Here is a 25,809-nt window from a genome sequence, read left to right on the forward strand (position 1 = left end):
GCAGACCTCAGGCCACCGACGCCAGATCCTTGAACCGCACCCGCTTCGCCCGTTTCAGCGCCTCGGACGTGAGGACGGGCAGTGGTACGACGATGCCGCAGCCCATACAGACAGGTCCCGACCAGGGTTCGCCCGCCAGGTCAGGACGCCAGACGATGTCATGGTCCGCGCAGACCGGGCAGGTCGCCCCCGGGCCCGTCTCCAGTCCGGAGATCAGCCGGCGCAGCACCTCGGCCAGTGACTCGGCCGGATGGACGGCCGGGTCGTCGCACCGGGCGACGCCGTTACCGCCCCAGGTCCGCCGGTGCCAGTCGTCGAAGCTCTTGGGGCGCCGCAGCCCGTCGTACTTCTCGCGCCTGCGCCGTTCCGCGAACTCCCTCTCGTACGCGAGCCAGACGGCCCGCGCCTCCTCCAACTCGTCCAGCGCGGCCATCAGCCGCACCGGATCGGGCGCCCTGTCCTCGGGCTCGATACTGTGCCTCGCGCACAGATGATCCCAGGTCGCCCGGTGCCCATAAGGGGCAAATCGCTCCAAGCACTTGCGCAGTGAGTACCGTCGCAAGGCCAGATCGCATCGCGGGTCGCGCACCTGTCTCGCAAGACTCCGGAATCCGGCCATCGCATGCCACCTCCGTCGCTTCATCGGCGTTGAGGAATGGACGTACGCCTGCCCCATTCGGCTCCATCAAAAAACAGATGGCACCCATGGATTCCGACATTCCGGTTGTTATCGAGCTGAATTCGATGGCGATTCACAGGAACCGGCATGTGACGGTTCGGAAAAGGTGACTGATGTTCATCTTACTGATCGGTCATACCGCCGGTAACCTCCGGGCACCGGCCTCCCCGAGGAGCACCCATGCGACGACGCACCGGAAGACTCGCCAGCGCCACCGCCGCGGTGGTGTTCGCGCTGGGCGCGGCTCTGCTGACCCCGCTGCCACAGGCTGCCGCCGCACCCGTACGGGACCCCGCCCCCGCGGCGGATGCCCGCGGCGCGGCGGCCGACCCCGTCACCGATCACTGCCAGGGCCAGTGCGCCGATATCCTGCCGCCCGGCCAGAACGGCAACGCCACCCTCGCCGACATCCTCGGCAACCGTCTGTTCGGCACGTTCCCCGCCCATGCCTCCGACCAACTCGCCCGGTACGACGCGCTGGTGGCCGGTCATGGCGGACTCACCGACGCGAAGCTCTCCGACTTCTTCAACGACTCCTCCTTCGGGGTACCCGCGGACCAGGTCGAGTCGGTCACCTCCCCGCGCGCCGATGTCACGATCACCCGCGACAAGAAGACCGGCGTCCCGCACATCAAGGGCACCACCCGCTACGGCACCGAGTTCGGCGCCGGCTACGCGGCGGCGCAGGACCGGCTGTGGATGATGGACCTCTTCCGCCATATCGGCCGTGGTGAGCTGACCTCCTTCGCGGGCGGCGCGCTCGCCAACCAGGGCCTTGAGCAGCAGTTCTGGCCCTCGGCCCCGTACACGGAAGCGGAGTACGAGGCCCAGATCGAGCGGATCAGGACCACCGAGGGCGAGCGTGGCGAGCTGGCCATGGCGGACGCGCAGGCGTATGTCGACGGCATCAACGCCTACCGCCAGAAGTCCAAGGACGGCCGCTACTTCCCCGGCGAGTACGTACTCACCGGCAAGATCGACTCCATCACCAACGTCGGCGAGATCCAGCCCTTCAAGCTCACCGACCTGATCTCCATAGCGTCCGTCGTCGGCGGCCAGTTCGGCGGCGGGGGCGGCGGCGAGGTACAGGCGGCGCTCTCGCTCCTCGCCGCCCAGCAGAAGTACGGCGTCGTCAAGGGCACCGAGGTCTGGGAGTCGTTCCGCCAGCGCGACGATCCGGAGGCCGTGCTCACCGTCCACGACGGCACCCGCTTCCCGTACGCGCGCAAGCCCGCCCAGCCGCGCGGCACGGCCATGCCCGACGCCGGCTCGGTCCAGGCCGAACAGCTGGTGTACGACAGGACCGGCTCGGCCGGTACGAACGCCAAGGCCCCGGTCACCGCCCCGGAGAAACTCAAGCCGCTCCAGGGCCTCTTCGACGACGGCGTCGTCCCGCCGGGATCGCTCTCCGCCAAGCGCGGGATGTCCAACGCGCTGCTCGTCTCGGGACAGCACACCGCGAGCGGCAACCCCGTCGCCGTCTTCGGCCCGCAGACCGGCTACTTCGCGCCACAGCTCATGATGCTCCAGGAACTCCAGGGCCCCGGCATCAGCGCCCGCGGCGTCTCCTTCGCCGGAGTCGGCATGTACGTCCAGATGGGCCGCGGCCAGGACTACGCCTGGAGCGCGACCTCGGCGGGCCAGGACATCACCGACACGTACGCCATCGAGCTGTGCGAACCGAACGGCGCGCCCGCCACCAAGGCCTCCACGCACTACCTCTACCGCTCCGTCTGCACCCCGATGGAGAAGATGGAGCGCAGCAACTCCTGGAAGCCGACGGTCGCCGACTCCACCGCCGCGGGCTCCTACCGGCTCCAGGTCTGGCGTACCAAGTACGGCATGGTCACCCATCGCGCGACCATCGGCGACAAGCCCGTCGCATACACCTCACTGCGGACCACCTACCGGCACGAGGCCGACTCGATCATCGGCTTCCAGATGCTCAACGACCCCGCCCACACCAAGGACGCGGCCTCCTTCCAGCAGGCGGCGCACCGTATCGGCTACGCCTTCAACTGGTTCTACGCGGACTCGCGCACGGCCGCCTTCTTCAACAGCGGCTCGAACCCGGTGCGCGCGGCGGGCGTCGATCCGGCGCTGCCCGTCAAGGCCGAGCAGGCATACGAATGGCAGGGCTTCGACCCGGTGCACAACACCGCCACATACACGCCCTTCGCCGAGCATCCGCGATCGGTCGGGCAGGACTACTACATCTCCTGGAACAACCGGCAGGCGAAGGAGTACGACGCGGCGGGCTTCGGCTACGGCGCGGTGCACCGGGGCGATCTGCTGGACGACCGCGTCAAGAAACTGGTCGCGGACGGTGGCGTCACCCGTGCCTCCCTCACCAGGGCGATGGCCGAGGCGGCCGTGACCGATCTGCGCGGTGAGCAGGTGCTGCCGGAGCTGCTGAAGGTGCTGCGCTCGGCGCCCGTCACGGATCCGCAGCTCAGTACCGCCGTACAGCAGCTGGAGTCCTGGCGCGCGGCGGGCTCCCCGCGCAAGGAGACGGCGCAGGGCTCACATACGTACGGGCACTCCGACGCCGTACGGATCATGGACGCGTGGTGGCCGGGGCTGGTGGAGGCCGCGTTCAGGCCGGGCCTCGGTGACGGCCTCTTCCAGGCGCTCACCGCCTCCCTCCCGACCGATGAGTCCCCGGCCTCCAGCCATGGCCCGACGGGCGCGCACAGCGGGTCCGCGTTCCAGTACGGCTGGTGGGGATATGTCGACAAGGACCTCCGTCAGGTCCTGGGCGAACCGGTCCAGGCCCCGACACCGGACACGTACTGCGGGAGCGGCTCCCTGAGCGCCTGCCGTGACGCGCTCCTCACCACCCTGAAGGCAGCGGCGGCGGCGCCCGCCAGTGCCGTCTACCCGGGTGACGACAGCTGCGCGGCCGGCGACCAGTGGTGCACGGACACGATCATCCACCGGGCGCTGGGCGGCATCAACCACCCGAAGGTCAACTGGCAGAACAGGCCGACGTACCAGCAGGTGGTGGAGTTCCCGAGCCACCGTTAGCGGCCCGCGGCCGGGAGCTCGCGCGGCGTCCCCCGGGTACGAAGCGGGGGACGCCGCGGCCGATCACCGTTACAGTGACGGCCGTTGGCGCAGCGGCTGGGGGCGGCGGGGTGGGCGACGACATGAGTGACCGGGTGCGCGAAACACCCCGGCAGGGCCGCCGTTTCGGACCGTTCACGGTACTGGCGGAGCTGGCCAGCGGAGGGATGGGCCGTGTCTACCTGGCCCGCTCCCCGGGCGGCAGGACCGTGGCCGTGAAGACACTGCTGGCGGACGACGCGAGCGGTGTGGTCCCCGAGGCCGACCGGCGCCGCTTCGCCCGTGAGGTGGCGCTCGCGCAGCGGGTACGGGGGGTGTACACGGCGAGCGTCGTGGACGCGGACGCCACGGCGCCCATGCCCTGGATGGCGACGGAGTACATCGCGGCGCCCTCGCTGCGGGATCTGGTGGCCGGCTGCGGGACGTTGAGGCCGGACGCCCTGTACTGGGTCGCGGCCGGTATCGCGGAGGCACTTGTCAGCATGCACACGGCCGGCCTGGTGCACCGCGATGTGAAACCGTCGAACGTCCTCCTGCCCATCGAGGGCCCGCGAGTGATCGACTTCGGGATCTCCCAGGCCGGCGACGTCACCCGGACCCAGGCCGTGCTGGGTACGGTCGCTTTCGCCGCTCCCGAGCAGGCGAAGGGCGAGCCCACCACCCCGGCCTCGGACGTCTTCTCGCTGGGTGCGACCCTCTTCCATCTGGCGGTCGGCAGGGCGCCGTACCGGGACGGCGGCGCGGGTCCCGCCCTGGAGCAGTTGATACGGGCGGCGATGGGCGACGTGGACGTGTCCGGGCTGGCACCCGAACTCGAAACCCTGGTGCTGCCCTGCCTGGCGCTGGACCCGGCGGACCGGCCGACACCCGCCCGGATCCTGGAGATGTGCGCCGGACATCTGCGGCGCCGGCCGGAGGCCCGGGGCGGCGCCGACTGGCTCGACCCGGCCTGGATCACCGAGATCGAGCGATACCGCGAACGCCGCTCCCGGGAGGTGGAGGAGGCGCGGCGGCGCGCCGACCCGGACGCCGCGACCGGCCCGGTGGCCGCACCGCCCCGTACCTCGGTGCTGCCGCCCGCGCCGCCGGGCCCACCACCGCGCCGGCTTGCGCGGACCCGGCTGTGGGCCGCCGCGACGGCCGTCGGGTCCGTGGCGCTCGCGGTCCTCCTGGTGTTACGGCCGTGGGAGAGCGCCGGACCGACGATCGTCGCGCCCGACGAACCGGTCGGGTTCTACGCCGTGGAGCAGAAGACGACCGGAGTGTGCGGCACCGACTCCGCCGCCCGGCCCGCCCCCGATCCGTCGCTCTCCTATACGGCGGACGACCGCGGCGCCTGTGCCACGGTCTCCCGCGCGGGCGGGCTGACCGTACGGAAACTGGACGGTGTCCGCGCGTTCGAGGACCGGGAGTCGGGGCAGGGCTGGGTCGTCGAGATCACCTTCAACAGCGAGGACGCGGCGCGCTTCACCCTGCTGACGGGGCAGGTCGCAGGACGGCCGGAACCGCGCAACGAGATCGCCGTCGTCACCGGCACTCGGCTGCTGGCCAACCCCGTCGTCCTGGACCGGCTGACGAGCCCCACGGTCACGATCGCGACGAAACTCACCGAGGCCCAGGCGCGGTTCCTGGCCGGCGCGCTCGGCGCCCGCTGAGGGGCTGTTTCCTCACGGACCGAACACGGAGCGAACACGGACCGAACGGGGACGGGCCTCACGCGTCAGCCCAGTTCGCGTTCCCGTGTCTCCGGCAGCGCCCGTACGCACAGCAGGGAGACCACGGCCATCCCGCAGACGTACCAACCCACCGACGTCGAGCCGAAGCCGGCCTGGAGGCGCGGCACCACCAGGGGGGAGACCGCGCCGCCCAGGACACCGCCCAGGTTGTACGCGAGCGACGCGCCCGAGTAGCGCACGCGCGCCGGGAAGAGCTCCGGCAAGTAGGCACCCATCGGACCGGACGTCACCCCCAGACAGAACAGCGCCCCACCGAGGGCAAGCGCCATCAGCACCGGTCGCCCGGTGTCGAGCAGCGGGAACAGCAACAGGCTCCAGACCGCGGCCAGTCCGCACCCCCACAGGACCAGTCTCCGCCGGCCGTCCGTGTCGGAGCGGGTGGCGGAGAACCAGATGCCGGCCGCGAGGAAGAGGCACGCGACCAGGGAGAGCGCCAGCATCGTATTGCGCGGCACACCCAGGGTGGTCGTGGTGTACGACAGGCCGTAGGTCATCGACGTGTAGAAGAGCGCGTAGACGACGGCCATCGCGCCCGCGCCGAGCAGCAGTTCACGGGTGTGGCGTCGCAGGAGCTCCAGCAGAGGCGCCCTGCTCGCGGCCCGTTCCGCCACGGACCGCGCGAACACCGGGGTCTCGCTGATCTTCAGCCGTACGACCAGTCCGACGGCGACCAGCAGGAAGGACAGCAGGAACGGAATGCGCCAGCCCCAACTGGCGAAGGCCGCCTCGTCGAGCGACGCGGACACCAGCCAGAAGACGCCGGTGGCGGCGGAGAAGCCGACGGGCGGGCCGAGTTGGGGGAACGCCGCGTACAGCCCGCGCCGCCCGCGCGGTGCGTGCTCCACCGCCAGGAGCACCGCGCCGCCCCACTCGCCGCCGATCCCGATGCCCTGGAGGAAGCGGAGCATGACGAGCAGCAGGGGCGCCCAACTGCCCAGGGTGGCGTAGCCGGGCAGCAGCCCCACCAGCGCCGTGGACACACCCATCAGCAGCAGCGAGATGACCAGAACGGATTTACGGCCGACGCGGTCACCGAAATGGCCGAAGACGATTGAGCCGATCGGGCGAGCCAGAAAGGCCACCGCGTACGTGGAGAAGGACGCGAGCGTGGCGTTGAGGGGGGAGAGGTTGGGGAAGAAGACGTCGTCGAGGACGAGCGCCGCCGCCATGCCGTAGATGAAGAAGTCGTAGAGCTCGATGGTGTTGCCGATGAAGCTCGCCACGGCCACCCGGCGCGGACTCTCCCGGCGTTCGGGAGTGTCCGCGGCGGGCGCCGCGGGAGTGGGGGACAGAGTTTCGTCGATCACGACAGGCACTCTCACGGCCGGTGAACGACATGGTCAACGACGGCTGTTGAACACGCTCGGATATCAGGCCGCTACCGACTGTTATCAGCCGTGTGCTCGCCGACGGGCCGCACGATCACCGGTAGAGCAGATATCCCCGCCGTACGGCGCGGAACGCGGCCAGTTCGCTCTGCCACGCACCGGTCACCTCGTCGGTGTCCGCGCCCGCGTCGATCAGCGTCCGGACCTTCGTCGACCCGGTCAGCTTGTCGATCCAGTTGTCGGAGCGCCAGGCGAATCCGCTCCACGACCGCTTCGCCGTCACCAGCAGCGCGATGCCGGTGCGTACCGGATCGAACGACTCCCGGTCGTGGACATGGAGTTGGACCCCGCCGACCGTCCGCCCCTGGAACTTGGAGAAGGTCGGCGCGAAGTACGCCTCACGGAAGCGCACCCCCGGCAGCTCCAGCGCGTTGGCCGCCGCCGCCCACTCGCGGCCGATGCCCTCCGCGCCCAGCAGCTCGAACGGCCGGGTCGTACCCCGTCCCTCCGACAGATTCGTCCCTTCGAAGAGACAGGTCCCCGCGTACACCAACGCGGTGTCGGGCGTCGGCATGTTGGGGCTCGGCGGCACCCACGGCAGGCCCGTCGCGTCGAAGAAGTCGCCGCGCCGCCAGCCCGCCATCGTGACGACGTCCAGCTCCACCGGCTTCGACGTGAGGAACTCACCGTTGAACAGCCGCGCCAGCTCGGTGACGGTCATGCCGTGCGCCTGCGAGATCGGCCGGCGCCCCACGAAGGTCGCGAACTCCGGCTGGAGAACCGGCCCGAGCGCCGCCCGCCCGGTCACCGGATTGGGCCGGTCGAGCACCACGAACCGCTTGCCCGCGAGCGCCGCCGCCTCCATGCAGTCGTACAACGTCCAGATATAGGTGTAGAAGCGGGCACCCGCGTCCTGGATGTCGAAGACGACGGTGTCGACCCCGGACGCGGTGAAGATGTCCGCGAGAGGCCGGCCGCTCTTCAGATAGGTGTCGTAGACGGGCAGTCCGGTGGCCGGGTCGTCGTAACGGCCCTCGGAGCCGCCGGCCTGCGCCGTGCCGCGGAAGCCGTGTTCCGGGCCGAAGACGGCGACCAGCTTCACCCGCGCGTCGGCGTGCATGACATCCACGATGTGGCGGACGTCGGAGGTGATCCCGGTCGGGTTGGTGACCACGCCGACCTTCTCCCCGGCGAGCGTCCGGTAGCCGTCGGCGGCCAGCCGGTCGAAGCCGGTACGGACCCGTGCGCCGCCGCCGGGGTGCGCGGCCCCGGCCCCGCCTCCCGGGTGCGCCGCGACCGTCTGGCCCGCGACCATCGGACCCGCGACCGCCGGGCCCCCGGCCGTCGGGCTCGCGATCGCGGGACCCGCCCCGCTCGCCGCACCCACGACACCCATCGCACCACCGGCGGCCAGCAATCCCCGTCTGGACAGGCTCATTCCGCTACCTCCGCGCATCGGTTGTCGGCTGTCATGGCCACGCACGCTAGCGTGGCGCTCGGCCGTACGGAACGAGGCCGACCGCACGCCGCGCCGCCACCCCGCCGTCATCCGCGCCGCCACCCCCGCCGCCATCCCCGCCGTCACCCCCGCCAGGACAGGGTCCGGCCCTCTTCCCGCACCACATACCGACCGGTTAGTCTGCCGGGGTCGACGACGCCGTCGGCGAGGAGAAGGAACCGGAACGCCGGAAAGGCAGGTCCCGATGAGCTCGGTGCGCGGTGCGGGTGTTGTGGTCACAGGGGCCGGCGGAGGCATCGGCGCCGCGCTGGCCCGCGGATTCGCCGCCGAGGGCGCCCGAGTGGTGGTCAACGACCTCGACGCGGGGAAGGCCAAGGCCGTCGCCGCGGAGATCGACGCCGTCGCGGTCCCCGGCGACGCCTCCCTGATCGTGGACGGCGCCCGTGAAGCGCTCGGCGGCACCGTCGACATCTACTGCGCCAACGCCGGGCTCGGGTCGCCCGGTGACGCGCTCTCCGGCGAGGACGTCTGGTCGGCCGCCTGGGACGTCAATGTCATGGCGCACGTACGCGCGAGCAGGGCGCTGCTCCCCGGCTGGCTGGAGCGCGGGAGCGGCAGGTTCGTCTCCACCGTCTCCGCCGCCGGACTGCTCACCATGATCGGCGCGGCCCCGTACAGCGTCACCAAACACGGCGCGCTGGCCTACGCGGAATGGCTCTCGCTCACCTACCGTCACCGCGGGCTCAAGGTGCACGCCATCTGCCCGCAGGGCGTGCGTACGGACATGCTCACCGCCTCCGGCACCGCCGGCGAGCTGGTGCTCACCCCCACCGCCATCGAACCGCCCGCCGTGGCCGACGCGCTGTTCACCGCCATGGCGGAGGACCGCTTCCTCGTACTGCCGCATCCCGAGGTGGCGGGCTTCTACCAGGCACGCGCCGGTGACCCCGACCGCTGGCTCGCCACGATGAACCGCGTCCAGCAGAGGTGGGAGGCCGTCGAGGTCGAAGGCGGCGAGGGTGCGCGGGAATGACGAGCGGGTCCGCGCGTACGGCAACCCCGCGCGGTCGCGATCCTGCCCGAGCCGCCCAGGACGGCGGGTGGGAAGATCCTCGGGCGGGAACCGCGTTCCCCCTCGTGGGCGTCACCCCAGGCGTCCCGGCCGGGGGCGGTACGACGGCACGACCGTACGGGGACGGCACCCGGGACCCCACGGGGACGGCATGGAGCGAAAGGCAGGTGACGGCAGATGGCCAGAACGACGGACGGGGACGGTACCCCTGTTCCCCAGCGACTGCTGGCCGCCGCCACCCGGCTCTTCGCCGAGCGCGGCTACGACCGCACCTCGGTCCAGGAGATCGTCGAGGCGGCGGGCGTCACCAAGGGCGCGCTCTACCACTACTTCGGCTCCAAGGAGGACCTGCTCCAGGAGGTCTACGCCCGTGTCCTCCGTCTCCAGCAGGAACGTCTCGACGCCTACGCGGACGCGGACGAACCGGTGGAGCGCCGGCTGCGGGCCGCCGCCGCCGATGTCGTCGTGACGACGATCGACAACCTGGACGACGCCGCGATCTTCTTCCGCTCCATGCACCATCTGAGCCCGGAGAAGAACAAGCGGGTACGGGCGGAGCGCCGCCGCTACCACGAGCGGTTCCGCGCGCTGATCGAGGAGGGCCAGCGGAGCGGGGTCTTCTCGACCGCGACCCCGGCCGATCTGGTGGTGGACTACCACTTCGGCTCGGTCCACCATCTCTCGACCTGGTACCGCCCGGACGGCCCGCTCGCGCCGCAGCAGGTCGCCGACCATCTCGCGGATCTGCTTCTGCGCGCGCTGCGCCCCTGAGACCGCAACCCCCTTGCTCCTGCGGCCCTGTGCGCCCCCTCGGACCGAACGCGGGTGCTCTCCCTACGTACTTGTACGCATTGTGGGCGCCGCGCACCCTGGTCACTATGAGTGTTGTTCGGCCTACGGGGCGTAACGCGCCCCGTGTGTCTGACCACTCGCACATGACTCAAGGGGGACCAGTGAACAAGATCCGCGCGTTCATGCTGAGGGCCACGGTCGGCGTCTTCGCCGCCGGTACGCTCGCGGCCGGCCTGATGACGGCCCCGACGGCCGGGGCGCAGACTCCGCAGGTCACGCAGGCTCCGGGGACCTCTCGGATCTCTCAGGCGTCTCAGATCTCTCAGGCGTCTCAGGCGTCTCAGGCCTCTGAGGACGGCACCCGTGAGGTGTTCACCGCGCAGACCCGACGGGCCGGGCTGACGCCCGCCCAGGCCGACGCGCTCCAGGGCCGGGTCGACGGACATCTCGCGGCGGAGCCGGGCAGCAGACAGGTCTCCGCCAACAGGATCGCGATCCCGGGCGGCGACCTCGTCGTCGCCGCTCCCGGCCAGCGGTACGCACGCGATCTGGCCGGGCCGGCGGCGAGCGGCCGGGCGCCCGCCGCCTGTGCGTACGGACACCTCTGTCTGTACAGGCCCGGCGACTCACGTGACTACTACCGGTGCGGGACATACGGCCTGCCCTGGGTCGGGGACGGCACGTTCAACAACAACCAGACCCGCGGCACCACCGCGAAGTTCCTGAACTCCAACCGCAGCGTTCGCTGGACCTCCAGGGCACCCCAGACCGGCACGGCGACCTGGACGGGTGTCTTCTACGTCGTGCCCTGTTGACGGCCCGAGGGCCGGAAGCTCCTGTGGCGTGAAGGCCGGACGGAGCGAAGGCCCGAGGGCGTGGCGGGCCGGAGGGCGCTGGTGGAGTCGCCATGGCCGTGGCGATTGCATCGCGGGCACCCCCCTCGGCCCAGGGCTCCCGGGGTGGCGGCTGTGCGCGGGCCCCGGGAGCCCCCTGTGAGGGTGGCCGGTTCACCCCTCGGTCGGGCTGTCCATCGAGCGAGGGGTGCGGCACAATGAACACGGAGAGTATTGATTTCGGTGCGCAAAGTCATTTCCGGTGATCACTGGCCAGCACCGGCCAGTCGGGGGCGCGGGGGTTTCGATGGGGTCTGTCCTGTGGCGTGACTACGCCCATATGCTCGGTCTGGCTGTCGCCGTACTGGAACACCCGGACCCGGAGCCCGCCTGGTCCTCGGTCCTCGCCGAACTGGCCCGGGGTATGCACGCGTCGGCCGTCTCGCTCTCCCAGGCCGTCTACGCGAAGCGGACCGGCCGGGTGGTGGCGTGGAAGTCCGCGCACGCGCTCTCACAGGACTATCTGGACGCGCTGACCCGTCGCCAACTCCGCGCGGACAACCCCCTCGTGGCCCACTACACCTCCGCCCGGGACCACACCCCGCTGTCGGCGAGCCAGATCATGGGCGAGCGCTCCTGGCTGCGCAGCCGTAGCCACCGTCTGGCCCGGGGGACTCTCGGTGCCCATATGCTCGGGATTCCGCTGCCCGCCCCGGCCGGCGTCGCCAGAGGCTTTGTCCTGCACCATCCGCAGGACGACTTCACGGCGGAGGAGCTGGCGTACGCCCGCCGCGTCCAGCCGCTGCTGGTCAGCATCGACTCCCACTACAGCACTCTCGCGCGCTGGCGCGCCGCCGCGACCTGCGCGGTCCCTTCCTGTCCCGCCCCGTCTCGTGTCGCCTCCGTAGCGGACCCGGACGAGCGGGCGGCGGAGGCGGGGCTCACACCGCGTCAGCTCACTGTCCTCACGCTGCTCGCACAGGCCATGCCCGCCACCGCGATCGCCCGGCGCCTGCATATCTCCCCGCGCACCGTCCACAAGCACATCGAGGGCATCTATCGCAGACTGGGCACCTGCGACCGGCTCTCCGCGGTCATGCGCGCCCAGTCTCTCGGCCTGCTCCCACCGCCGTCGCCCGACTCCTGAGAGCCGTGTCCCGCGGTTCCGGCTCCCCGCGGTGGGCCACTCAGAGGTACTTCTTCAGTTCCCGCCGCGCCAGCGACCGCTGATGCACCTCGTCGGGACCGTCCGCGAGCCGCAAGGTCCGTGCCGCGGCCCACAGTTCGGCCAGCGGGAAGTCCTGGCTGACCCCGCCCGCGCCATACAGCTGCACCGCCGAGTCGATGATGCCGACCACCGCGCGCGGGGTGGCGATCTTGATGGCCTGGATCTCCGTGTGGGCGCCCTTGTTGCCGACCGTATCCATCAACCAGGCCGTCTTGAGGACGAGCAGCCGCAGCTGTTCGACCGTCACCCGGGCGTCCGCGATCCAGTTCTGGACGACGCCCTGCTGGGCGATCGGCTTTCCGAACGCCGTGCGGGACACGGCCCTGCGGCACATCAGCTCGATCGCCCGCTCGGCCATCCCGATCAGCCGCATGCAGTGGTGGATCCGGCCGGGACCGAGCCGGGCCTGCGCGATCGCGAAGCCGCCGCCCTCCTCGCCGACGAGATACGAGGCGGGCACCCGGACATTGTCGAACACCACCTCGGCATGGCCGCCGTGGTAGTGGTCCTCGTAGCCGTACACCCGCATGGCGCGCCGGACTTCGAGCCCCGGGGTGTCGCGCGGGACCAGGATCATCGACTGCTGGCGGCGGATGTCCTCGCCGTCCGGGTCCGTCTTGCCCATCACGATGAAGATCGCGCAGTCCGGGTTCATCGCCCCGGAGATGTACCACTTGCGGCCGTTGATGACATAGTCGTCGCCGTCCCGCCGGATCCGCGTCTGGATGTTCGTCGCGTCCGAGGACGCCACGTCGGGTTCGGTCATGGCGAACGCCGACCGGATCTCGCCCGCGAGCAGCGGCTCCAGCCACTGCTTCCGCTGCTCGGCGGTGCCGAACTGGGCGAGCAGTTCCATGTTCCCGGTGTCGGGCGCGGCGCAGTTCAGCGCGGTGGGGGCGAGTTGGGGGGAGTGTCCGGTGATCTCGGCGAGCGGCGCGTACTGGAGATTGGTCAGCCCGGCGCCGTACTCGGTGTCGGGCAGGAACAGGTTCCACAGACCCTGGGCGCGCGCCTCGGCCTTGAGGTCCTCGACGACCGCCGGGGTGTCCCAGGGATCGGCCAGCAGGGACCGCTGTTCGTGCGCGACCGCCTCGGCCGGCAGGACGTACGCGTCCATGAAGGCGAGCAGCCTCGCCCGCAACTCTTCGGTACGGGCGTCGAATGCGAAGTCCATGAGGGGTACTCAGCCTTCCTGGAGGGTGGTCAGGCCGTGCTGGATGAAGACGGGTACGAGCGCGCCGATCCGGTCGAAGCCGGGCCCCACGGTCTGGCCCAGGGTGTGGCGGTAGTGGATGCCCTCCAGGATCACGGCGAGCTTGAACCAGGCGAACGCCGTGTACCAGGAGATCGCCGAGGTGTCCCGGCCTGAAGCCGCGGCGTACCGCTCGATCAGCTCGCCGGGCGCGGGGTGGCCCGCCGCCCCGGCCGTCGTACTGATCGGGGACCCCGTCAGCTCCAGGGGCTCGCTGTACATCACCAGCAGCCCCAGATCGGTGAGCGGATCGCCGAGCGTGGACATCTCCCAGTCCAGTACGGCCCTGATCCGGTCGTCCTCATCGATCAGGACATTGTCGAGCCGGTAGTCGCCATGGATCACGGTCGGCGCGGGGGAGCCGGGCAGCGACCGGCCGAGGGCGGTGTGCAGCTCGTCGATACCGGCCAGCTCGCGGTTGCGGGAGGCGTCGAGCTGCTTGCCCCACCGGCGCAGCTGCCGGTCGAGGAAGCCGTCGGGACGGCCGAAGTCACCGAGTCCGACCGCCGCGGGATCGACGGCATGAAGCTCGACAAGCGTGTCGACCAGCGCCAGGACGGCGCCGCGGGTGCGCTCGGGGCCGAGCGGGGCGAGCTGTTCGGCCGTACGGTACGGCGTGCCCGCCACGTACTCCATGACGTAGAAGGGCGCGCCGAGCACGGACTCGTCCTCGCAGAGCAGCAGTGGCTCGGGCACCGGCACGGCTGTCGGATGCAGCGCCTCGATCACGCGGTACTCGCGTTTCATGTCGTGCGCGGTGGCCAGCACATGGCCGAGCGGGGGTCTGCGGACCACCCAGCGGTGGGCGGGATCGGCGGAATCGGTGACGGCGTACGTCAGATTCGACCGGCCGCCCTCGATCAGCCGCGCGTCGAGCGGTCCGTTCACCAGGCCGGGAAGCGCGCGGTCGAGATGGCCGCGCAGCTGCTCGGGAACGAGTCCTGGCGGCGGGACTTGGCTCATCGTGGATACCTCCGTGGGCGCTCGTGGTCGGACACTCATGATGCCGACCAGTCGGTATGTCGTCCAGTGCCCGTGCCGGTGCCGCCGCCACCACCGGTGCCCGGGGCTGCCCGCGGCTGCCCGGGACCGGACCGGCCGGGCGGCCCCGGTCAGGCCCGGTCAGGCGTGACAGGCCGGGATCGCGCCGCCGTTCATCGCGGCCATATCGGTGGCCACGGCGATCAGGGCCAGCGGTGAACCCTCGGGCAGCCCGTCCAGCTCGGCGTACGCCCGGTGCAGATTGACCACCAGCCGCTCGCTCTCCCGCAGCGCGGCGAACTTCCCGAGATCGGCCGTGCGCGCCGTCTCCAGCGGGGTGAGGCCCTTGGCATGGCCCTCCCGTGCCAGCTCGGACACATACCGCAGATACTCCTCCGTCGCGTCGAACACCGACGGGTCGGTGACCGGACCGTGCCCCGGTACGACGACGCTCGCGTCGAGCGAGCGCAGCAGATCCAGCGCCCGCAGGGATCCGCGCAGCGAGCCCGCCAGGACGAACGGTGTACCGCCCTGGAAGACCAGATCGCCGGTGAAGACGATGCCGTGCTCCGGCAGGTGCACGATCGAGTCGCCCCGGCTGTGCGCCACGCCCGGGTGGATCACCCGCGCCTCGGTCCCGCCCACGTGGAGCGTCAGCCGGTCGTGGTACGTCACGGTCGGGAGAGTGATCGGAATGTCGCCGAAGTCCGTCTCCGGCCAGATCAGCCGGAGTTCATGGCCGGCGGCCGACTGCTCGTCGCGACAGGTGTCATGGCCGATGACGGTGGCTTCGGGCACGAACTGAGCGTTGCCGTAGGTGTGATCGCCGTGGAAGTGCGTATTGACGAGCATTCGGGGAAGTGGGACGCCGGTCGTCCGGATCGCTTCGCGCAGCAGCAGCGCGCGGTGCTCGGTGGCGGCGGTGTCGATGAGAAGCGTCGTCTCCCCGTCGCTGACGAAACCGGCGTTGTTGAGGCACCAGCCGCCGTCCGGCTGGACGTAGGCATGCACCTCGGGTGCCAGTCGGACGAGATACGGATCGGTGGCAGGCATCGGACCCCTTGGTGCACGAGTGAACGGACGGGGCGATCCTGCCAGTTGACGATATCCCCGGGGACGCCGCCGTGGCGTCGTGCCCGTTTGATGCCTCCCGGCACTGCCGTCAGGCCAGCACCGCCACCGTGAACAGAGCCAGCAGGATCGTGCACCCCGCCGTGGCGATCGCCGCGCGCGCGGGCAGCGGCCCCGGCGCGGCGGCGTCCAGCGCCAGCATCCGGCGGTGCGCCACGCCCAGAAAGGCCAGCCAGACCAGGGCGCTCAGCGCGGCGCCGGCCACTCCGGCGGCCGTGGCGCCGCCATGGACCGCCTGCCGGGCCGCGAGCACGGCGACCACCGTGCACGAGAGCGTCGTACGCCGCCAGGCCAGCCGGGTCCGTTCGGGCTGGAGTCCCGGATCCCTGACCGGGGCCCCGCCCGCGTCCCCGGGCGGCGCGGCCATCAGCCGGCCCGCCCCAGGACCACGATGACCAGCATCGTGATGGCGACCAGCCCCACCGCCAGACTCAGTACCGTCGGAAACGCGGAGACGGGAAGATCCTCCTCGCGCCGCATCGCCCGCTCGCACCGCACCCAGTGATTGACCGCGCGCAGCGCGCACAGCGCGCCCGCCGCCAGCAGCGCCACCGCGAGCCCGACCCGTACGCCCCAGCGCAGGTCCGGCAGGAACTGATCGACCGCGAAGCCGCCGCCCACCAGCGCGAGCGCCGTGCGGATCCAGGCCAGGAAGGTGCGCTCATTGGCGAGCGAGAATCGGTAGTCGGGGGTCTCGCCCTCCTCGGCGACGCGCCGGGGCGTGAACCACAGCAGCAGGCCGCTCAGAAAGTCGCTCACCCGCCGCACCCTACGCGCGGTGGGCGCGGAGCCGCTCGTACGCCGCGAGCCCGTCCGGTGTCCACTCCCAGGCGTCCGGCCCCTCTCCGAGCCGGCGCTCCAGCTCCGCCTCGGGGAGGAAGCCGTGCCAGGCGATCTCCTCCACCTGCGGACGCACCGGCAGCGTGCAGCGCACCTCGTACACCCGTGACCACCAGCTCCCGGCCCCGGCCCCGTCAGTGGACTCGTACAGAAACGTGAACAGGGGTACGGGCCGGGGCAGTCCCGACACCCCCAGCTCCTCCTCGGCCTCCCGCAGCGCCGCCGCGTCGTAGCTCTCGCCCGCGCCGACGACACCGCCCACGAACATGTCGTACAGCGAGGGGAAGACCAGCTTCACCGGGGTTCTGCGATGGACGAAGACCCGGTCCTCCGCGTCGCGCGCGAGCACGAAGACCGCGCGATGGCGCAGCCCCCGCGCGTAGACCTCCCCGCGCGGTGCCCGTCCGACCACACGGTCTTCCTCGTCGACGATGTCCAGGATCTCGTCAGCAGCGCTCATGAACGCCATCCAACCAGTTGACGGGTTACTCGCACGTACGGAAGATCGGACGATCCAAAGGGCTTCACCGACCCCGCTCGCGAAGGATGGCAGCCATGGCGTACGACGCTGATGTGATCGTGATCGGAGCGGGCCTCGCCGGCCTGGTCGCCGCCGCGGAGCTGGTGGACGCGGGCCGCTCCGTCATCGTGCTCGACCAGGAGCCGGAACAGTCGATCGGCGGGCAGGCGCACTGGTCCTTCGGCGGTCTGTTCTTCGTGGACTCGCCCGAGCAGCGCCGGCTGCGGATCAAGGACAGCCGGGAACTGGCCCTTCAGGACTGGCTCGGTACGGCGGGCTTCGACCGCCCCGAGGACGACCGCTGGCCGCGCGCGTGGGCCGAGGCGTATGTCGACTTCGCGGCGGGCGAGAAGCGGGCCTGGCTGCACGGGCAGGGCATGCGGTTCTTCCCGGTGGTGGGCTGGGCCGAGCGCGGTGGGTACGACGCGACCGGACACGGCAATTCCGTGCCGCGCTTCCACATCACCTGGGGGACCGGGCCCGGGGTGGTCGAGCCGTTCGAACAGCGGGTGCGCGCGGGCGTGGCGAAGGGGCTCGTGACGTTCCGCTTCCGGCACCGGGTCACCGGCCTCACCACCACCGCGGGCGTGGTGGACACCGTGAGCGGCGAGATCCTGGAGCCGAGCGAGGCCGTGCGCGGCACCGCGAGCAGCCGTACGGTCACCGGCGCCTTCGCGTTCAGGGCGCAGGCGGTGATCGTCACTTCGGGTGGCATCGGCGGCAATCACGAGCTGGTACGCGCCCAGTGGCCCGAGCGGCTCGGAACTCCGCCGCGGAAGATGCTCTCCGGCGTTCCGGCACATGTCGACGGACTGATGCTCGGCATCACGGAGGCGGTGGGCGCCCGGCACATCAACCGGGACCGGATGTGGCACTACACCGAGGGCATCGAGAACTGGAACCCGATCTGGGCGCGCCACGGCATCCGTATCCTGCCCGGCCCGTCCTCGCTCTGGCTGGACGCGCGCGGCCGGCGGCTGCCGGTACCGCTCTTCCCAGGCTTCGACACGCTGGGCACTCTGGAGCACATCATGCGCTCCGGCCACGAGTACACCTGGTTCGTCCTCGACCAGCGCGTCATCGGCAAGGAGTTCGCGCTCTCCGGCTCCGAGCAGAACCCCGATCTGACCGGGAAGTCGGTCCGCGGGGTGATCGGACGGGCCCGCGCCGAAGTCCCTGGGCCGGTGAAGGCGTTCATGGACAACGGCGCCGACTTCGTCGTGGAGAAGGACCTGAGCGCGCTCGTACGCGGCATGAACGCGCTGACCGGGGAAGGGCTGATCGACGAGGACGGGCTGCGCCGCGAGATCACCGCGCGCGACCGCGAGATCGCCAACCCCTTCACCAAGGATCTCCAGGTCATGGCCGTCCGGGGCGCCCGGAGGTATCTGGGCGACAAGCTGATACGTACGGCCGCCCCGCACCGCCTGCTCGACCCCAAGGCGGGCCCGCTGATCGCCGTACGGCTGAACATCCTGACCCGTAAGTCGCTCGGCGGGCTGGAGACCGATCTCTCCTCCCGGGTCCTCACCGCGACGGGCGCGCCGCTGCCCGGCGTCTACGCGGCGGGCGAGGCGGCCGGCTTCGGCGGCGGCGGCGTGCACGGCTATCGCTCCCTGGAGGGCACGTTCCTCGGCGGCTGTATCTTCTCGGGCCGTACGGCGGGGCGGGCCGCGGCGAAGGCCGTCCGGTAGCGGCGGAGGCGCGCACCGGCCGGGCGTTGGGGAGGCCACCAGGCCGCCCATCAGGCCGCCCATCAGGCCGCTCACCAGGTCGGGCAGCGATCGGGCCCGGTCGGGCACCGGTACCGCACAGGCCGCGAATGGGGACCAACGGTGCGACGCGGCAGGACAGTTGGCACACTTTGCACCAAGAGGGGCCTTGACGGAAAGCGTTGCCTACCGGTTGGCTGTCCGCGATCATTGCCCGTTTATGTGCCCTGGAGGATTCCGCGGATGTCCCCGCCTCCGCCACCACCCCTGGGCCGTCCACGAAGACGGGGCTCACGCTCCGGCCACCTCTTCGATCCGGCCCTTGATGACGCCCGACTCGCGGCCGTACGGGACCAGTTGGCCCAGGGCCGCTGGTCCGAGGCGCGCACCCTGCTCGCCGAGACCGGCGACGACTGGGACCGGCGAGGCCATCGCGTCGTCGTCCTCGCACGCGCCTCCGGCGCCGCCGCCTGGACCAGGGACTGGCTGCTCGCCGAACCCGAGAGCGCTGACGCGACCACCCTCCTCGCCTGCGCCACCGTCGTCGGCGCACTGCGCGGCAAGCAGTCCGAACAGCGCGCGCGGGACGCCTGCCGCGACGCGATCCGGCGGGCCCCCGCCGATCCCACACCCTGGCTCGGACTGCTGCTGCTCGCCCGAACGCTGGGCACGGACGAGGAGACCTCACAGCTCTTCGACGAGGTCAGGACCCGGCATCCGGACCATCACCACGCCCATCATCTGATGGCGGCGCGGCTCGCGGAGCGCTATCCCGACGCCGGCCAGGACCCGTTGCACGAGGTGTACGACTTCGCGGCCTGGGCCGCGGAACAGGCCCCCGCCGACTCACCGCTCGCGATCCTGCCCGTGGTCGCCCACGCCGAGCGCTATCGCGTCCTCGCCACCGCCGGACAGGAGCCGGGCGACCCGGCGGCGTCCGCGCACTGGACCGGACGCCGCGCCCGACAGGTGCTCAAGGTCGCCTTCGACTGGTGGCTGGAGTGGGAGGCGGGGGAGCATCCGCGCGGCCGGATCGACCTCAACTTCCTCGCCCACGCCCAGTTCCAGGACGGGCGGTTGGCCGAGGCCGCCGCGCTGTTCCAGCGGATCGGTCCGCACCGGACCCCAGACCCCTGGTCGTACCCCGACCGGGACCCCCACAAAGCGTTCCTCGCCGCGCGCGACGCCGCGCTCGGCTTCGCCTGAACACCACTGAATACCGATGAACTCCGAAAGGACCACCCTGTCATGTCGACGGGCAGACCGAGCACGAGCGAGCTCAACGAGATCAATACATACAAAGGGCAGGAACGGGCGCTGCGGGCGGACCGGCTCGGCACGGTGGGACTGCTGCTCTCCGTGCTCGCCGCGAGCGCGCCGATGCTCGTCGTCGCGGGCGTCATGCCCACGGTCTTCGGTGTCATGGGCATCGTCGGACAGCCCCTGCTCTATGTGATCCTCGGCGTCGTCCTGGTGTTGTTCAGCTTCGGGTACGCGGAGATGAGCCGGCATGTGCACAACGCCGGCGCGTTCTACGCGTATATCGCCCGCGGTCTCGGCCCGACCGCCGGCGCCGGTGCCTCGCTCGTCGCCCTCGTCGCGTACAGCGCCATGCAGGTCGGTATCTACGGCATCCTCGGCTTCGAGGTCTCCGGGCTCTTCGCCACCTATCTCGACCTGACCGTGGCCTGGTGGATCCCGGCGCTCGTGGCCGCCGCGATCGTCGGTCTGCTGGGCTGGCTGAAGATCGACCTCAACGCCAAGGTCCTCGGCGTCCTGCTGATCGTCGAGTGCGCGCTGGTCGTGATCTTCGACATCGCCTCCCTCGCCGATCCGGGCGAGGAGGGACTGTCCATGGCCGCCTTCAACCCCGACACCCTGACCGGCGCGGGGTTCGGCACCGCGCTCTGCTTCTGCATCGCCGCCTTCGTCGGCTTCGAACAGGCCCCGGTCTACGCCGAGGAGACGAGCCGGCCGAACGTCGTCGTCTCGCGTGTCATGTTCCTGGCCGTCGGTTACGCGGCGCTCTTCCTGGCCTTCAGCGCCTGGGCGGTGACCGTCGCCGCGGGACCCGGCTCGATCGTCAAAGCGGCGGGGGAGCAGGGTCCCGGACTGCTCTTCGGTCTGACCGAGAGCAGGCTGGGCGGCACCTTCACCGATGTCCTGCACGTCCTGTTCGTGACCGGTATGTTCGCCGCGCTGCTCAGCTTCCACAATGTGGTCGCGCGCTACGCCTTCGCGATGGGCCGCGAGGGCCTGCTGCCCGCCGCCTTCGGCCGCACCAGCAAGTCCAGCGGCGCGCCCGCGTCGGGCTCCGTGCTCCAGTCCGCGGTCTCGATCGCCGTCATCGTGGCCTTCGCCCTCACCGACGACAAGCCGGTCGGGGACCCGACGGCCCCGGTGCTCCATCTCTTCACCTGGATGGGCAACATCGGCGCGCTCGGGGTCATCGTGCTGATGGCCGCGGCCTCCCTCGCCGTCATCGTTTTCTTCGTACGACGGGGAGCGGCGCGCCATCAGGCCGCGCGGCTGGTGGCCTCCGGGCTGGCGGGCATCGCGCTGGTGACCATCGCCGTCTACACGGTCAAGGACTTCGACATCCTCGTCGGGTCGGGGCCCGGCTCCGCGCTCAGCTGGGTGCTGCCCGGGATCATCGCTCTCGCGCTGATCGGCGGGCTGGTGTACGGACTGGTGCTGCGCTCCGTCAAGCCCGAGGTGCACGCCCGTATCGGGCTGGGCAACGAGGCCTTCCAGCTGGAGAAGGCGGCCGAGTCGGAGACGACGGCCGGGGTGTGACGTCCCGCCGTGAGGCGGACAGCACGCTCCTGACGAAAGTATGACGAACACCCGCGGTCCCTGGCTTCAGGGGGCCGCGGGTGTTCTCCTCGACGGGTGACCCATCAACCAAGCCGGCCCGAGGGCACGCCGGTAGGACGGCGCCTGGTGCTCTCCATGCTCGGCCTCGGCGCCGCGGGACTCGTCACGGCGCCCTCGCTCCAGCGCGGTCTCGAAGCCTTCCTCGGCTCGGCCGCCGACAAGGACCCGACCGGTCTGACCGGACTGCTGCCCAACGGCGGCGGCTTCCGGTACTACTCGGTCGCCGCCTCCGTACCCCGCAAGGGCCCGGACACCTACCGGCTGACGGTCGACGGACTGGTCGACCGGCCCGCCACCTACACCCTCGACGCGCTGCGCGCGCTGCCGCAGACCCGGGTCGTGCACGATGTGCAGTGCGTCACCGGCTGGCGCGTCCCGCACACCCCCTTCGAGGGCGTACGGCTCTCGCGGCTCCTCGACGCGGCCGGGGTACGGTCCGACGCCAAGGCCGTCCGCTTCACCTGCTTCGACGGCACGTACAGCGAGAGCCTCACCCTCCAGCAGGCCCGCCGCGCCGATGTGATGGTCGCGCTCAGGATGCGGGACACCCCGATCGAGCATGCCCATGGCGGCCCGGTCCGGCTCTATGTGGCGCCGATGTACTTCTACAAGTCGGCGAAGTGGCTCTCCGGGATCTCCGTCACCTCCGACGTCAGGCCCGGCTACTGGGAGGAGCGCGGCTATGACGTCGACGCCTGGGTCGGCCGGTCCAACGGCCGAGGCGACACCCCCACCGTCTGAGCCCCCGGCCCCCGGAGCCGATGGGCGGATACGGCGCTTCAGCCGGGCGGAGCGCTGGGTGCACCGGGTCACCGGCGCGCTGATGCTGCTGTGTGTGGTGACCGCGGGCTGTCTCTACGTCCCCCAGCTCGCCGAACTCGTCGGCCGTCGCCGACTTGTCGTCACACTCCACGAGTGGTCGGGGCTGCTGCTCCCCCTACCCCTGCTGCTCGGCCTCGGCTCCCGGGCGCTGCGCGCCGATCTGGGCCGGCTCAACCGGTTCCTGCCGTACGACAAGGAGTGGCTGCGCGCGGTACGGCGGCGCGACCCCCGTCCCGAGGCGCGCCCGGCGGGCAAGTTCAACGCCGGGCAGAAGCTCTACGCGGGGTGGATCGCGGGCGCCGTGCTGGTGATGCTCGGCACCGGCCTGCTCATGTGGTTCACCGGCCTCACGCCGGTCCTGTGGCGTACGAGCGCCACCTTCGTCCATGACTGGCTGGCCCTGGCCATCGGCATCGTGCTGCTCGGGCACATCGGGATGGCGTACGGCGATCCGCAGGCCCGGCGCGGGATGCGCACCGGGTCGGTGGACCGCGCGTGGGCGGAGCGGGAGCACCCCCGATGGAAGGAGGAGTGACCCGCCCCGCCCGGACGCGACGAGGTGACATGAGATGAGGCTCTTACAACACCGGTGAGGCTCTTACAACACGAGCGAGAGCAGCAGGACGAAGCCGAGCCCGACCACGGAGATGATGGTCTCCATCACCGACCATGTCTTCAGCGTCTGGCCGACGCTCATCCCGAAGTACTCCTTCACCAGCCAGAACCCGGCGTCGTTCACATGGCTGAAGAAGAGCGAGCCCGCGCCGATCGCCAGCACCAGCAGCGCCGCGTGCGTCGTCGACATGTCCGCCGCGAGCGGTGCCACCAGACCGGCCGCCGAAATGGTCGCGACCGTCGCCGAGCCGGTCGCCAGCCGGATCGCCACCGCGATCAGCCAGGCGAGCAGCAGCGCGGGGATCGACCAGTCCTTGGAGATGTCCAGGACCATCTGGCCCACGCCCGAGTCGATCAGTGTCTGCTTGAAGCCACCGCCCGCGCCGACGATCATCAGCACGCCCGCGATCGGGGCGAGTGACTTCTCGACGGTGGAGGAGATCCGGCCCTTGGTGAACCCGGCCGCGCGGCCCAGGGTGAAGATGCCGACGAGTACGGCGGCGAGCAGTGCGATCAGCGGGGAGCCGACGACATCCGCCACGCGCTGGACGGTGTTCTCCGGATCGTCCACGACGATGTCCACGAGCGCCTTGCCCAGCATCAGCACGACCGGCAGCAGCACGGTGGAGACGGTCGCGACAAAGCTCGGCCGGGTCTTCAGGTCGTCGGAGGTGCGCTGCGGCACCATCGCGTCGGGCGCCGGGATGTCCACCCAGCGCGCGGCGTACCGGGAGAACAGCGGGCCCGCGATGATCACGGTCGGGATGGCGACGACCACCCCGAGCGCCAGCGTGACACCGAGGTTGGCGCCGAGCGCGTCGATCGCGACCAGCGGCCCGGGGTGCGGCGGGATCAGACCGTGCATCACGGAGAGTCCGGCCAGCGCCGGGACACCGATCCGCATCAGGGAGTAGTTGCCGCGCTTGGCGACCAGCAGGACGACCGGGATCAGCAGCACGATGCCGACCTCGAAGAAGAGCGGCAGCCCGATCACCGAGGCGATCAGGACCATCGCCCACGGCATGGCGCGCCCGCTCGCCTTGGCGAGGATCGTATCGACGATCTGGTCGGCGCCGCCTGAGTCGGCGAGCAGCTTGCCGAGGATCGCGCCGAGCGCGATCAGTACGCCCACCCCCGCGACCGTGGAGCCGAGGCCGGCGGTGAAGCTGGTGATGACCTTGTCCAGCGGGGCACCCGCGAAGGCGCCGAGCGCCAGCGAGCCGAGGGTCAGGGCCAGAAAGGCATGGAGCTTGAAGACGGTGATGAGCAGGACGATGACGGCTATACCGGCGAGAACCGCTATACCCAGCTGCGCGTTGCCCGCCGAGGTGATCGGTTCGGCTGCGTCCGCTGCCAGCGTCTCGACACTGAGACTGGTCACGGGAGTCACGGGAACTTCCTTCAGCTTTCGAGCCGGCGCAGCGCGGCGACGGCCCGGTCGGTGATTTCTTCGGGGGTACCGGACACATCGACGGCCACGCCCGCTTCGTCCGCGCCCAGGTTCTCCAGGGCCGCGTACTGCGAGTCCAGCAGCGCGGTGGGCATGAAGTGCCCCTTGCGCCCCGACATCCGGTGTTCGATCAACGGCCGGTCGCCGGTGAGGTGGAGGAAGACGGCGCCAGGCGCGGCCGACCGCAGCCGGTCGCGGTAGGCGCGCTTGAGCGCGGAACTGCTCACCACACCGCCGAGCCCCGCCCGGCTGTGCGCCCAGGCCCCGATGGCGTCCAGCCAGGGCCGGCGGTCCGCGTCGTCGAGCGGGGTGCCGGCGGACATCTTCGCGATGTTCTCCGGCGGATGGAAATCGTCGCCCTCGGCGTACGGGACGCCCAGTGCGGCGGCGAGCAGGGGTCCGACCGTGGTCTTGCCGGTTCCTGCCACGCCCATCACCACGACGACGTGGGGGGTGCTCATCGCATGCCTCGCTGTCTTCCTCGACATCGGCTTCAGTCCGTCCCGGGCATCGGGCCGTCGCGCTACTGAAACCTATTAGGTACGACTTATTCAAGAGGCTGTGATGTAAACGTCGTACTTAATTCCGGCGGGGTGCGCCACGTAGGGTTGTCCCATGACCACTGAAGGCCGGGGCTTGCATACCCGTGTGCTGGACACTCTCGGCCTCGCCATCACCGCGGGCGAGTACCCGCAGGGCAGTGTGGTGCGCACGGACGAGGTGGCCCAGCGCTTCGATGTCTCACGCACCGTCGTCCGCGAGGTGGTCCGCGTCCTCGAATCCATGCATCTGGTGGAGTCCCGGCGCCGGGTGGGCGTGACCGTACGCCCCACCGAGGAGTGGAACGTCTACGATCCGCGCGTCATCCGCTGGCGCCTCGCCGGCTCCGACCGGCCCCGTCAGCTGCGCTCGCTGACCGTGCTGCGCTCCGCGATCGAACCCGTCGCCGCGGGCCTCGCCGCCCGGCACGCCACGCCCGAGCAGTGCGCCGCTCTCACCGAGCAGGCGCTCGGCATGGTCGCCACCTCCCGGGGCCGTCGGCTGGAGGAGTACCTCGTCCATGACATCGCCTTCCACCGGGTGGTGCTGAACGCGTCGGGCAACGAGATGTTCGCCCGGCTCGGCGATGTGGTCGCCGAGGTCCTCACCGGCCGTACGCACCACCAGGTGATGTTCGACGACCCCGACCCGGCCGCCGTGACCCTGCATGTCCAGGTCGCCGAGGCGGTACGGGAGGGCGACGCCGTCCGCGCCGAGGAACTCACCCGACAGATCGCCGTCGGCGCCCTGGAGGAGCTGGACGTACTGGCCCCCTGACGCTCAGGTGCCCGCGCGCGCTTCGGTACGGGAGGGCACCGCGGCACGGGATAGTGGGGGATGACGGAACGTTCGGTGTGTGCGCGTCCGAGCGTGTGA

The 25,809-nt window shown here is 70.9% G+C and carries 23 protein-coding genes; 12 read left to right on the top strand and 11 right to left on the bottom strand.

The features are described 5' to 3' along the window. Positions 1 to 7: 7 nt before the first annotated feature. Positions 8 to 619: a hypothetical protein gene (locus AB0M67_RS10260; protein WP_365744611.1), complete on the bottom strand. Its 612-nt coding sequence runs from the start codon at positions 617 to 619 to the stop codon at positions 8 to 10. Between the two features lie 240 nt (positions 620 to 859). Between AB0M67_RS10260 and AB0M67_RS10265 the strand changes: the two genes are divergently transcribed. Then, entirely contained in the window at positions 860 to 3,706 is a 2,847-nt protein-coding gene (locus AB0M67_RS10265) for a penicillin acylase family protein (RefSeq protein ID WP_365744613.1), read from the top strand. Positions 3,707 to 3,828: 122 nt separating this feature from the next. After that, positions 3,829 to 5,400 (top strand): protein kinase, encoded by a 1,572-nt coding sequence (locus tag AB0M67_RS10270; RefSeq protein WP_365744615.1) that lies wholly within the window; start codon positions 3,829 to 3,831, stop codon positions 5,398 to 5,400. A 65-nt stretch (positions 5,401 to 5,465) separates the two neighbouring features. On the opposite strand, the gene AB0M67_RS10275 is transcribed toward AB0M67_RS10270, so the two are convergent. After that, a complete protein-coding gene (locus AB0M67_RS10275) occupies positions 5,466 to 6,785 on the bottom strand; it encodes an MFS transporter (RefSeq protein WP_365745153.1) in 1,320 nt (439 codons plus the stop codon). Positions 6,786 to 6,903: 118 nt separating this feature from the next. Next, on the bottom strand, positions 6,904 to 8,247 hold the full coding sequence (locus AB0M67_RS10280; RefSeq protein WP_365744617.1) for an exo-beta-N-acetylmuramidase NamZ domain-containing protein: 1,344 nt from the start codon (positions 8,245 to 8,247) through the stop codon (positions 6,904 to 6,906). Positions 8,248 to 8,512: 265 nt separating this feature from the next. Between AB0M67_RS10280 and AB0M67_RS10285 the strand changes: the two genes are divergently transcribed. From AB0M67_RS10285 to AB0M67_RS10300, 4 genes are all read left to right on the top strand, one after another. After that, on the top strand, positions 8,513 to 9,301 hold the full coding sequence (locus AB0M67_RS10285; RefSeq protein ID WP_365744619.1) for an SDR family NAD(P)-dependent oxidoreductase: 789 nt from the start codon (positions 8,513 to 8,515) through the stop codon (positions 9,299 to 9,301). 216 nt (positions 9,302 to 9,517) lie between these two features. Further along, the gene (locus AB0M67_RS10290; RefSeq protein ID WP_351419582.1) at positions 9,518 to 10,111 is read left to right on the top strand and encodes a TetR/AcrR family transcriptional regulator; all 594 of its coding nucleotides are present in this window, start codon (positions 9,518 to 9,520) and stop codon (positions 10,109 to 10,111) included. A gap of 182 nt (positions 10,112 to 10,293) precedes the next feature. Continuing rightward, the gene (locus AB0M67_RS10295; RefSeq protein ID WP_365744621.1) at positions 10,294 to 10,947 is read left to right on the top strand and encodes a hypothetical protein; all 654 of its coding nucleotides are present in this window, start codon (positions 10,294 to 10,296) and stop codon (positions 10,945 to 10,947) included. Positions 10,948 to 11,272: 325 nt separating this feature from the next. Next, positions 11,273 to 12,112, top strand: a complete 840-nt coding sequence (locus tag AB0M67_RS10300) for a LuxR C-terminal-related transcriptional regulator (protein ID WP_365744623.1) — start codon at positions 11,273 to 11,275, stop codon at positions 12,110 to 12,112. Between the two features lie 40 nt (positions 12,113 to 12,152). Here AB0M67_RS10300 and AB0M67_RS10305 read toward each other — a convergent pair whose 3' ends face one another. The 6 genes from AB0M67_RS10305 to AB0M67_RS10330 form a co-directional block, all read right to left on the bottom strand. Beyond that, positions 12,153 to 13,367 carry an acyl-CoA dehydrogenase family protein gene (locus AB0M67_RS10305; RefSeq protein ID WP_365744625.1) on the bottom strand — a complete coding sequence of 405 codons (1,215 nt, stop codon included), beginning with the start codon at positions 13,365 to 13,367 and terminating at the stop codon, positions 12,153 to 12,155. Positions 13,368 to 13,376: 9 nt separating this feature from the next. Next, on the bottom strand, positions 13,377 to 14,408 hold the full coding sequence (locus tag AB0M67_RS10310; protein WP_365744627.1) for a phosphotransferase family protein: 1,032 nt from the start codon (positions 14,406 to 14,408) through the stop codon (positions 13,377 to 13,379). Between the two features lie 159 nt (positions 14,409 to 14,567). Next, complete coding sequence (locus tag AB0M67_RS10315; RefSeq protein WP_365744629.1) at positions 14,568 to 15,479, bottom strand: MBL fold metallo-hydrolase; 912 nt, start codon at positions 15,477 to 15,479, stop codon at positions 14,568 to 14,570. A 109-nt stretch (positions 15,480 to 15,588) separates the two neighbouring features. Beyond that, positions 15,589 to 15,924, bottom strand: coding sequence for a DUF202 domain-containing protein (locus AB0M67_RS10320; RefSeq protein WP_365744631.1), 336 nt, complete (start codon positions 15,922 to 15,924; stop codon positions 15,589 to 15,591). After that, positions 15,924 to 16,316 (bottom strand): DUF202 domain-containing protein, encoded by a 393-nt coding sequence (locus AB0M67_RS10325; protein ID WP_365744633.1) that lies wholly within the window; start codon positions 16,314 to 16,316, stop codon positions 15,924 to 15,926. The genes AB0M67_RS10320 and AB0M67_RS10325 overlap by 1 nt, the downstream gene beginning before the upstream one ends. A gap of 10 nt (positions 16,317 to 16,326) precedes the next feature. Next, the gene (locus AB0M67_RS10330; RefSeq protein ID WP_365744635.1) at positions 16,327 to 16,857 is read right to left on the bottom strand and encodes an NUDIX domain-containing protein; all 531 of its coding nucleotides are present in this window, start codon (positions 16,855 to 16,857) and stop codon (positions 16,327 to 16,329) included. Positions 16,858 to 16,952: 95 nt separating this feature from the next. On the opposite strand from AB0M67_RS10330, the gene AB0M67_RS10335 reads away from it, so the two are divergent. From AB0M67_RS10335 to AB0M67_RS10355, 5 genes are all read left to right on the top strand, one after another. Next, positions 16,953 to 18,611 carry an FAD-binding dehydrogenase gene (locus AB0M67_RS10335; RefSeq protein WP_365744636.1) on the top strand — a complete coding sequence of 553 codons (1,659 nt, stop codon included), beginning with the start codon at positions 16,953 to 16,955 and terminating at the stop codon, positions 18,609 to 18,611. Between the two features lie 261 nt (positions 18,612 to 18,872). Beyond that, positions 18,873 to 19,835 carry a hypothetical protein gene (locus AB0M67_RS10340; protein WP_365744638.1) on the top strand — a complete coding sequence of 321 codons (963 nt, stop codon included), beginning with the start codon at positions 18,873 to 18,875 and terminating at the stop codon, positions 19,833 to 19,835. A 42-nt stretch (positions 19,836 to 19,877) separates the two neighbouring features. Beyond that, positions 19,878 to 21,425: an APC family permease gene (locus tag AB0M67_RS10345; RefSeq protein ID WP_365744640.1), complete on the top strand. Its 1,548-nt coding sequence runs from the start codon at positions 19,878 to 19,880 to the stop codon at positions 21,423 to 21,425. A gap of 156 nt (positions 21,426 to 21,581) precedes the next feature. After that, on the top strand, positions 21,582 to 22,247 hold the full coding sequence (locus tag AB0M67_RS10350; RefSeq protein ID WP_365745155.1) for a molybdopterin-dependent oxidoreductase: 666 nt from the start codon (positions 21,582 to 21,584) through the stop codon (positions 22,245 to 22,247). Then, positions 22,189 to 22,863, top strand: a complete 675-nt coding sequence (locus tag AB0M67_RS10355) for a cytochrome b/b6 domain-containing protein (RefSeq protein ID WP_365744642.1) — start codon at positions 22,189 to 22,191, stop codon at positions 22,861 to 22,863. Before AB0M67_RS10350 ends, AB0M67_RS10355 begins: the two co-directional genes overlap by 59 nt. A 63-nt stretch (positions 22,864 to 22,926) precedes the next feature. Here the strand turns inward: AB0M67_RS10355 and AB0M67_RS10360 are convergent, their stop codons facing one another. Both AB0M67_RS10360 and AB0M67_RS10365 read right to left on the bottom strand, forming a co-directional pair. Further along, a complete protein-coding gene (locus AB0M67_RS10360; RefSeq protein WP_365744644.1) occupies positions 22,927 to 24,324 on the bottom strand; it encodes a gluconate:H+ symporter in 1,398 nt (465 codons plus the stop codon). A 20-nt stretch (positions 24,325 to 24,344) separates the two neighbouring features. Further along, positions 24,345 to 24,854 carry a gluconokinase gene (locus tag AB0M67_RS10365; RefSeq protein ID WP_365744646.1) on the bottom strand — a complete coding sequence of 170 codons (510 nt, stop codon included), beginning with the start codon at positions 24,852 to 24,854 and terminating at the stop codon, positions 24,345 to 24,347. Positions 24,855 to 25,008: 154 nt separating this feature from the next. Here AB0M67_RS10365 and AB0M67_RS10370 point away from each other — a divergent pair, with 154 nt between their 5' ends. Beyond that, the gene (locus tag AB0M67_RS10370; protein WP_249951194.1) at positions 25,009 to 25,710 is read left to right on the top strand and encodes an FCD domain-containing protein; all 702 of its coding nucleotides are present in this window, start codon (positions 25,009 to 25,011) and stop codon (positions 25,708 to 25,710) included. Positions 25,711 to 25,809 lie beyond the last annotated feature (99 nt).

The organism is Streptomyces sp. NPDC051662, assembly GCF_040681655.1.
Classification (GTDB): domain Bacteria; phylum Actinomycetota; class Actinomycetes; order Streptomycetales; family Streptomycetaceae; genus Streptomyces.

Coding starts and splice junctions, on each gene's coding strand:
- AB0M67_RS10280 (WP_365744617.1), bottom strand. CDS start 8,247: ATGAGCCTGTCCAGACGGGGATTGCTGGCCGCCGGTGGTGCGATGGGT.
- AB0M67_RS10310 (WP_365744627.1), bottom strand. CDS start 14,408: ATGAGCCAAGTCCCGCCGCCAGGACTCGTTCCCGAGCAGCTGCGCGGC.
- AB0M67_RS10370 (WP_249951194.1), top strand. CDS start 25,009: ATGACCACTGAAGGCCGGGGCTTGCATACCCGTGTGCTGGACACTCTC.
- AB0M67_RS10330 (WP_365744635.1), bottom strand. CDS start 16,857: ATGAGCGCTGCTGACGAGATCCTGGACATCGTCGACGAGGAAGACCGT.
- AB0M67_RS10290 (WP_351419582.1), top strand. CDS start 9,518: ATGGCCAGAACGACGGACGGGGACGGTACCCCTGTTCCCCAGCGACTG.
- AB0M67_RS10270 (WP_365744615.1), top strand. CDS start 3,829: ATGAGTGACCGGGTGCGCGAAACACCCCGGCAGGGCCGCCGTTTCGGA.
- AB0M67_RS10320 (WP_365744631.1), bottom strand. CDS start 15,924: ATGGCCGCGCCGCCCGGGGACGCGGGCGGGGCCCCGGTCAGGGATCCG.
- AB0M67_RS10315 (WP_365744629.1), bottom strand. CDS start 15,479: ATGCCTGCCACCGATCCGTATCTCGTCCGACTGGCACCCGAGGTGCAT.
- AB0M67_RS10260 (WP_365744611.1), bottom strand. CDS start 619: ATGGCCGGATTCCGGAGTCTTGCGAGACAGGTGCGCGACCCGCGATGC.
- AB0M67_RS10265 (WP_365744613.1), top strand. CDS start 860: ATGCGACGACGCACCGGAAGACTCGCCAGCGCCACCGCCGCGGTGGTG.
- AB0M67_RS10350 (WP_365745155.1), top strand. CDS start 21,582: ATGCTCGGCCTCGGCGCCGCGGGACTCGTCACGGCGCCCTCGCTCCAG.
- AB0M67_RS10305 (WP_365744625.1), bottom strand. CDS start 13,367: ATGGACTTCGCATTCGACGCCCGTACCGAAGAGTTGCGGGCGAGGCTG.
- AB0M67_RS10340 (WP_365744638.1), top strand. CDS start 18,873: ATGTCCCCGCCTCCGCCACCACCCCTGGGCCGTCCACGAAGACGGGGC.
- AB0M67_RS10345 (WP_365744640.1), top strand. CDS start 19,878: ATGTCGACGGGCAGACCGAGCACGAGCGAGCTCAACGAGATCAATACA.
- AB0M67_RS10335 (WP_365744636.1), top strand. CDS start 16,953: ATGGCGTACGACGCTGATGTGATCGTGATCGGAGCGGGCCTCGCCGGC.
- AB0M67_RS10355 (WP_365744642.1), top strand. CDS start 22,189: ATGACGTCGACGCCTGGGTCGGCCGGTCCAACGGCCGAGGCGACACCC.
- AB0M67_RS10365 (WP_365744646.1), bottom strand. CDS start 24,854: ATGAGCACCCCCCACGTCGTCGTGGTGATGGGCGTGGCAGGAACCGGC.
- AB0M67_RS10285 (WP_365744619.1), top strand. CDS start 8,513: ATGAGCTCGGTGCGCGGTGCGGGTGTTGTGGTCACAGGGGCCGGCGGA.
- AB0M67_RS10300 (WP_365744623.1), top strand. CDS start 11,273: ATGGGGTCTGTCCTGTGGCGTGACTACGCCCATATGCTCGGTCTGGCT.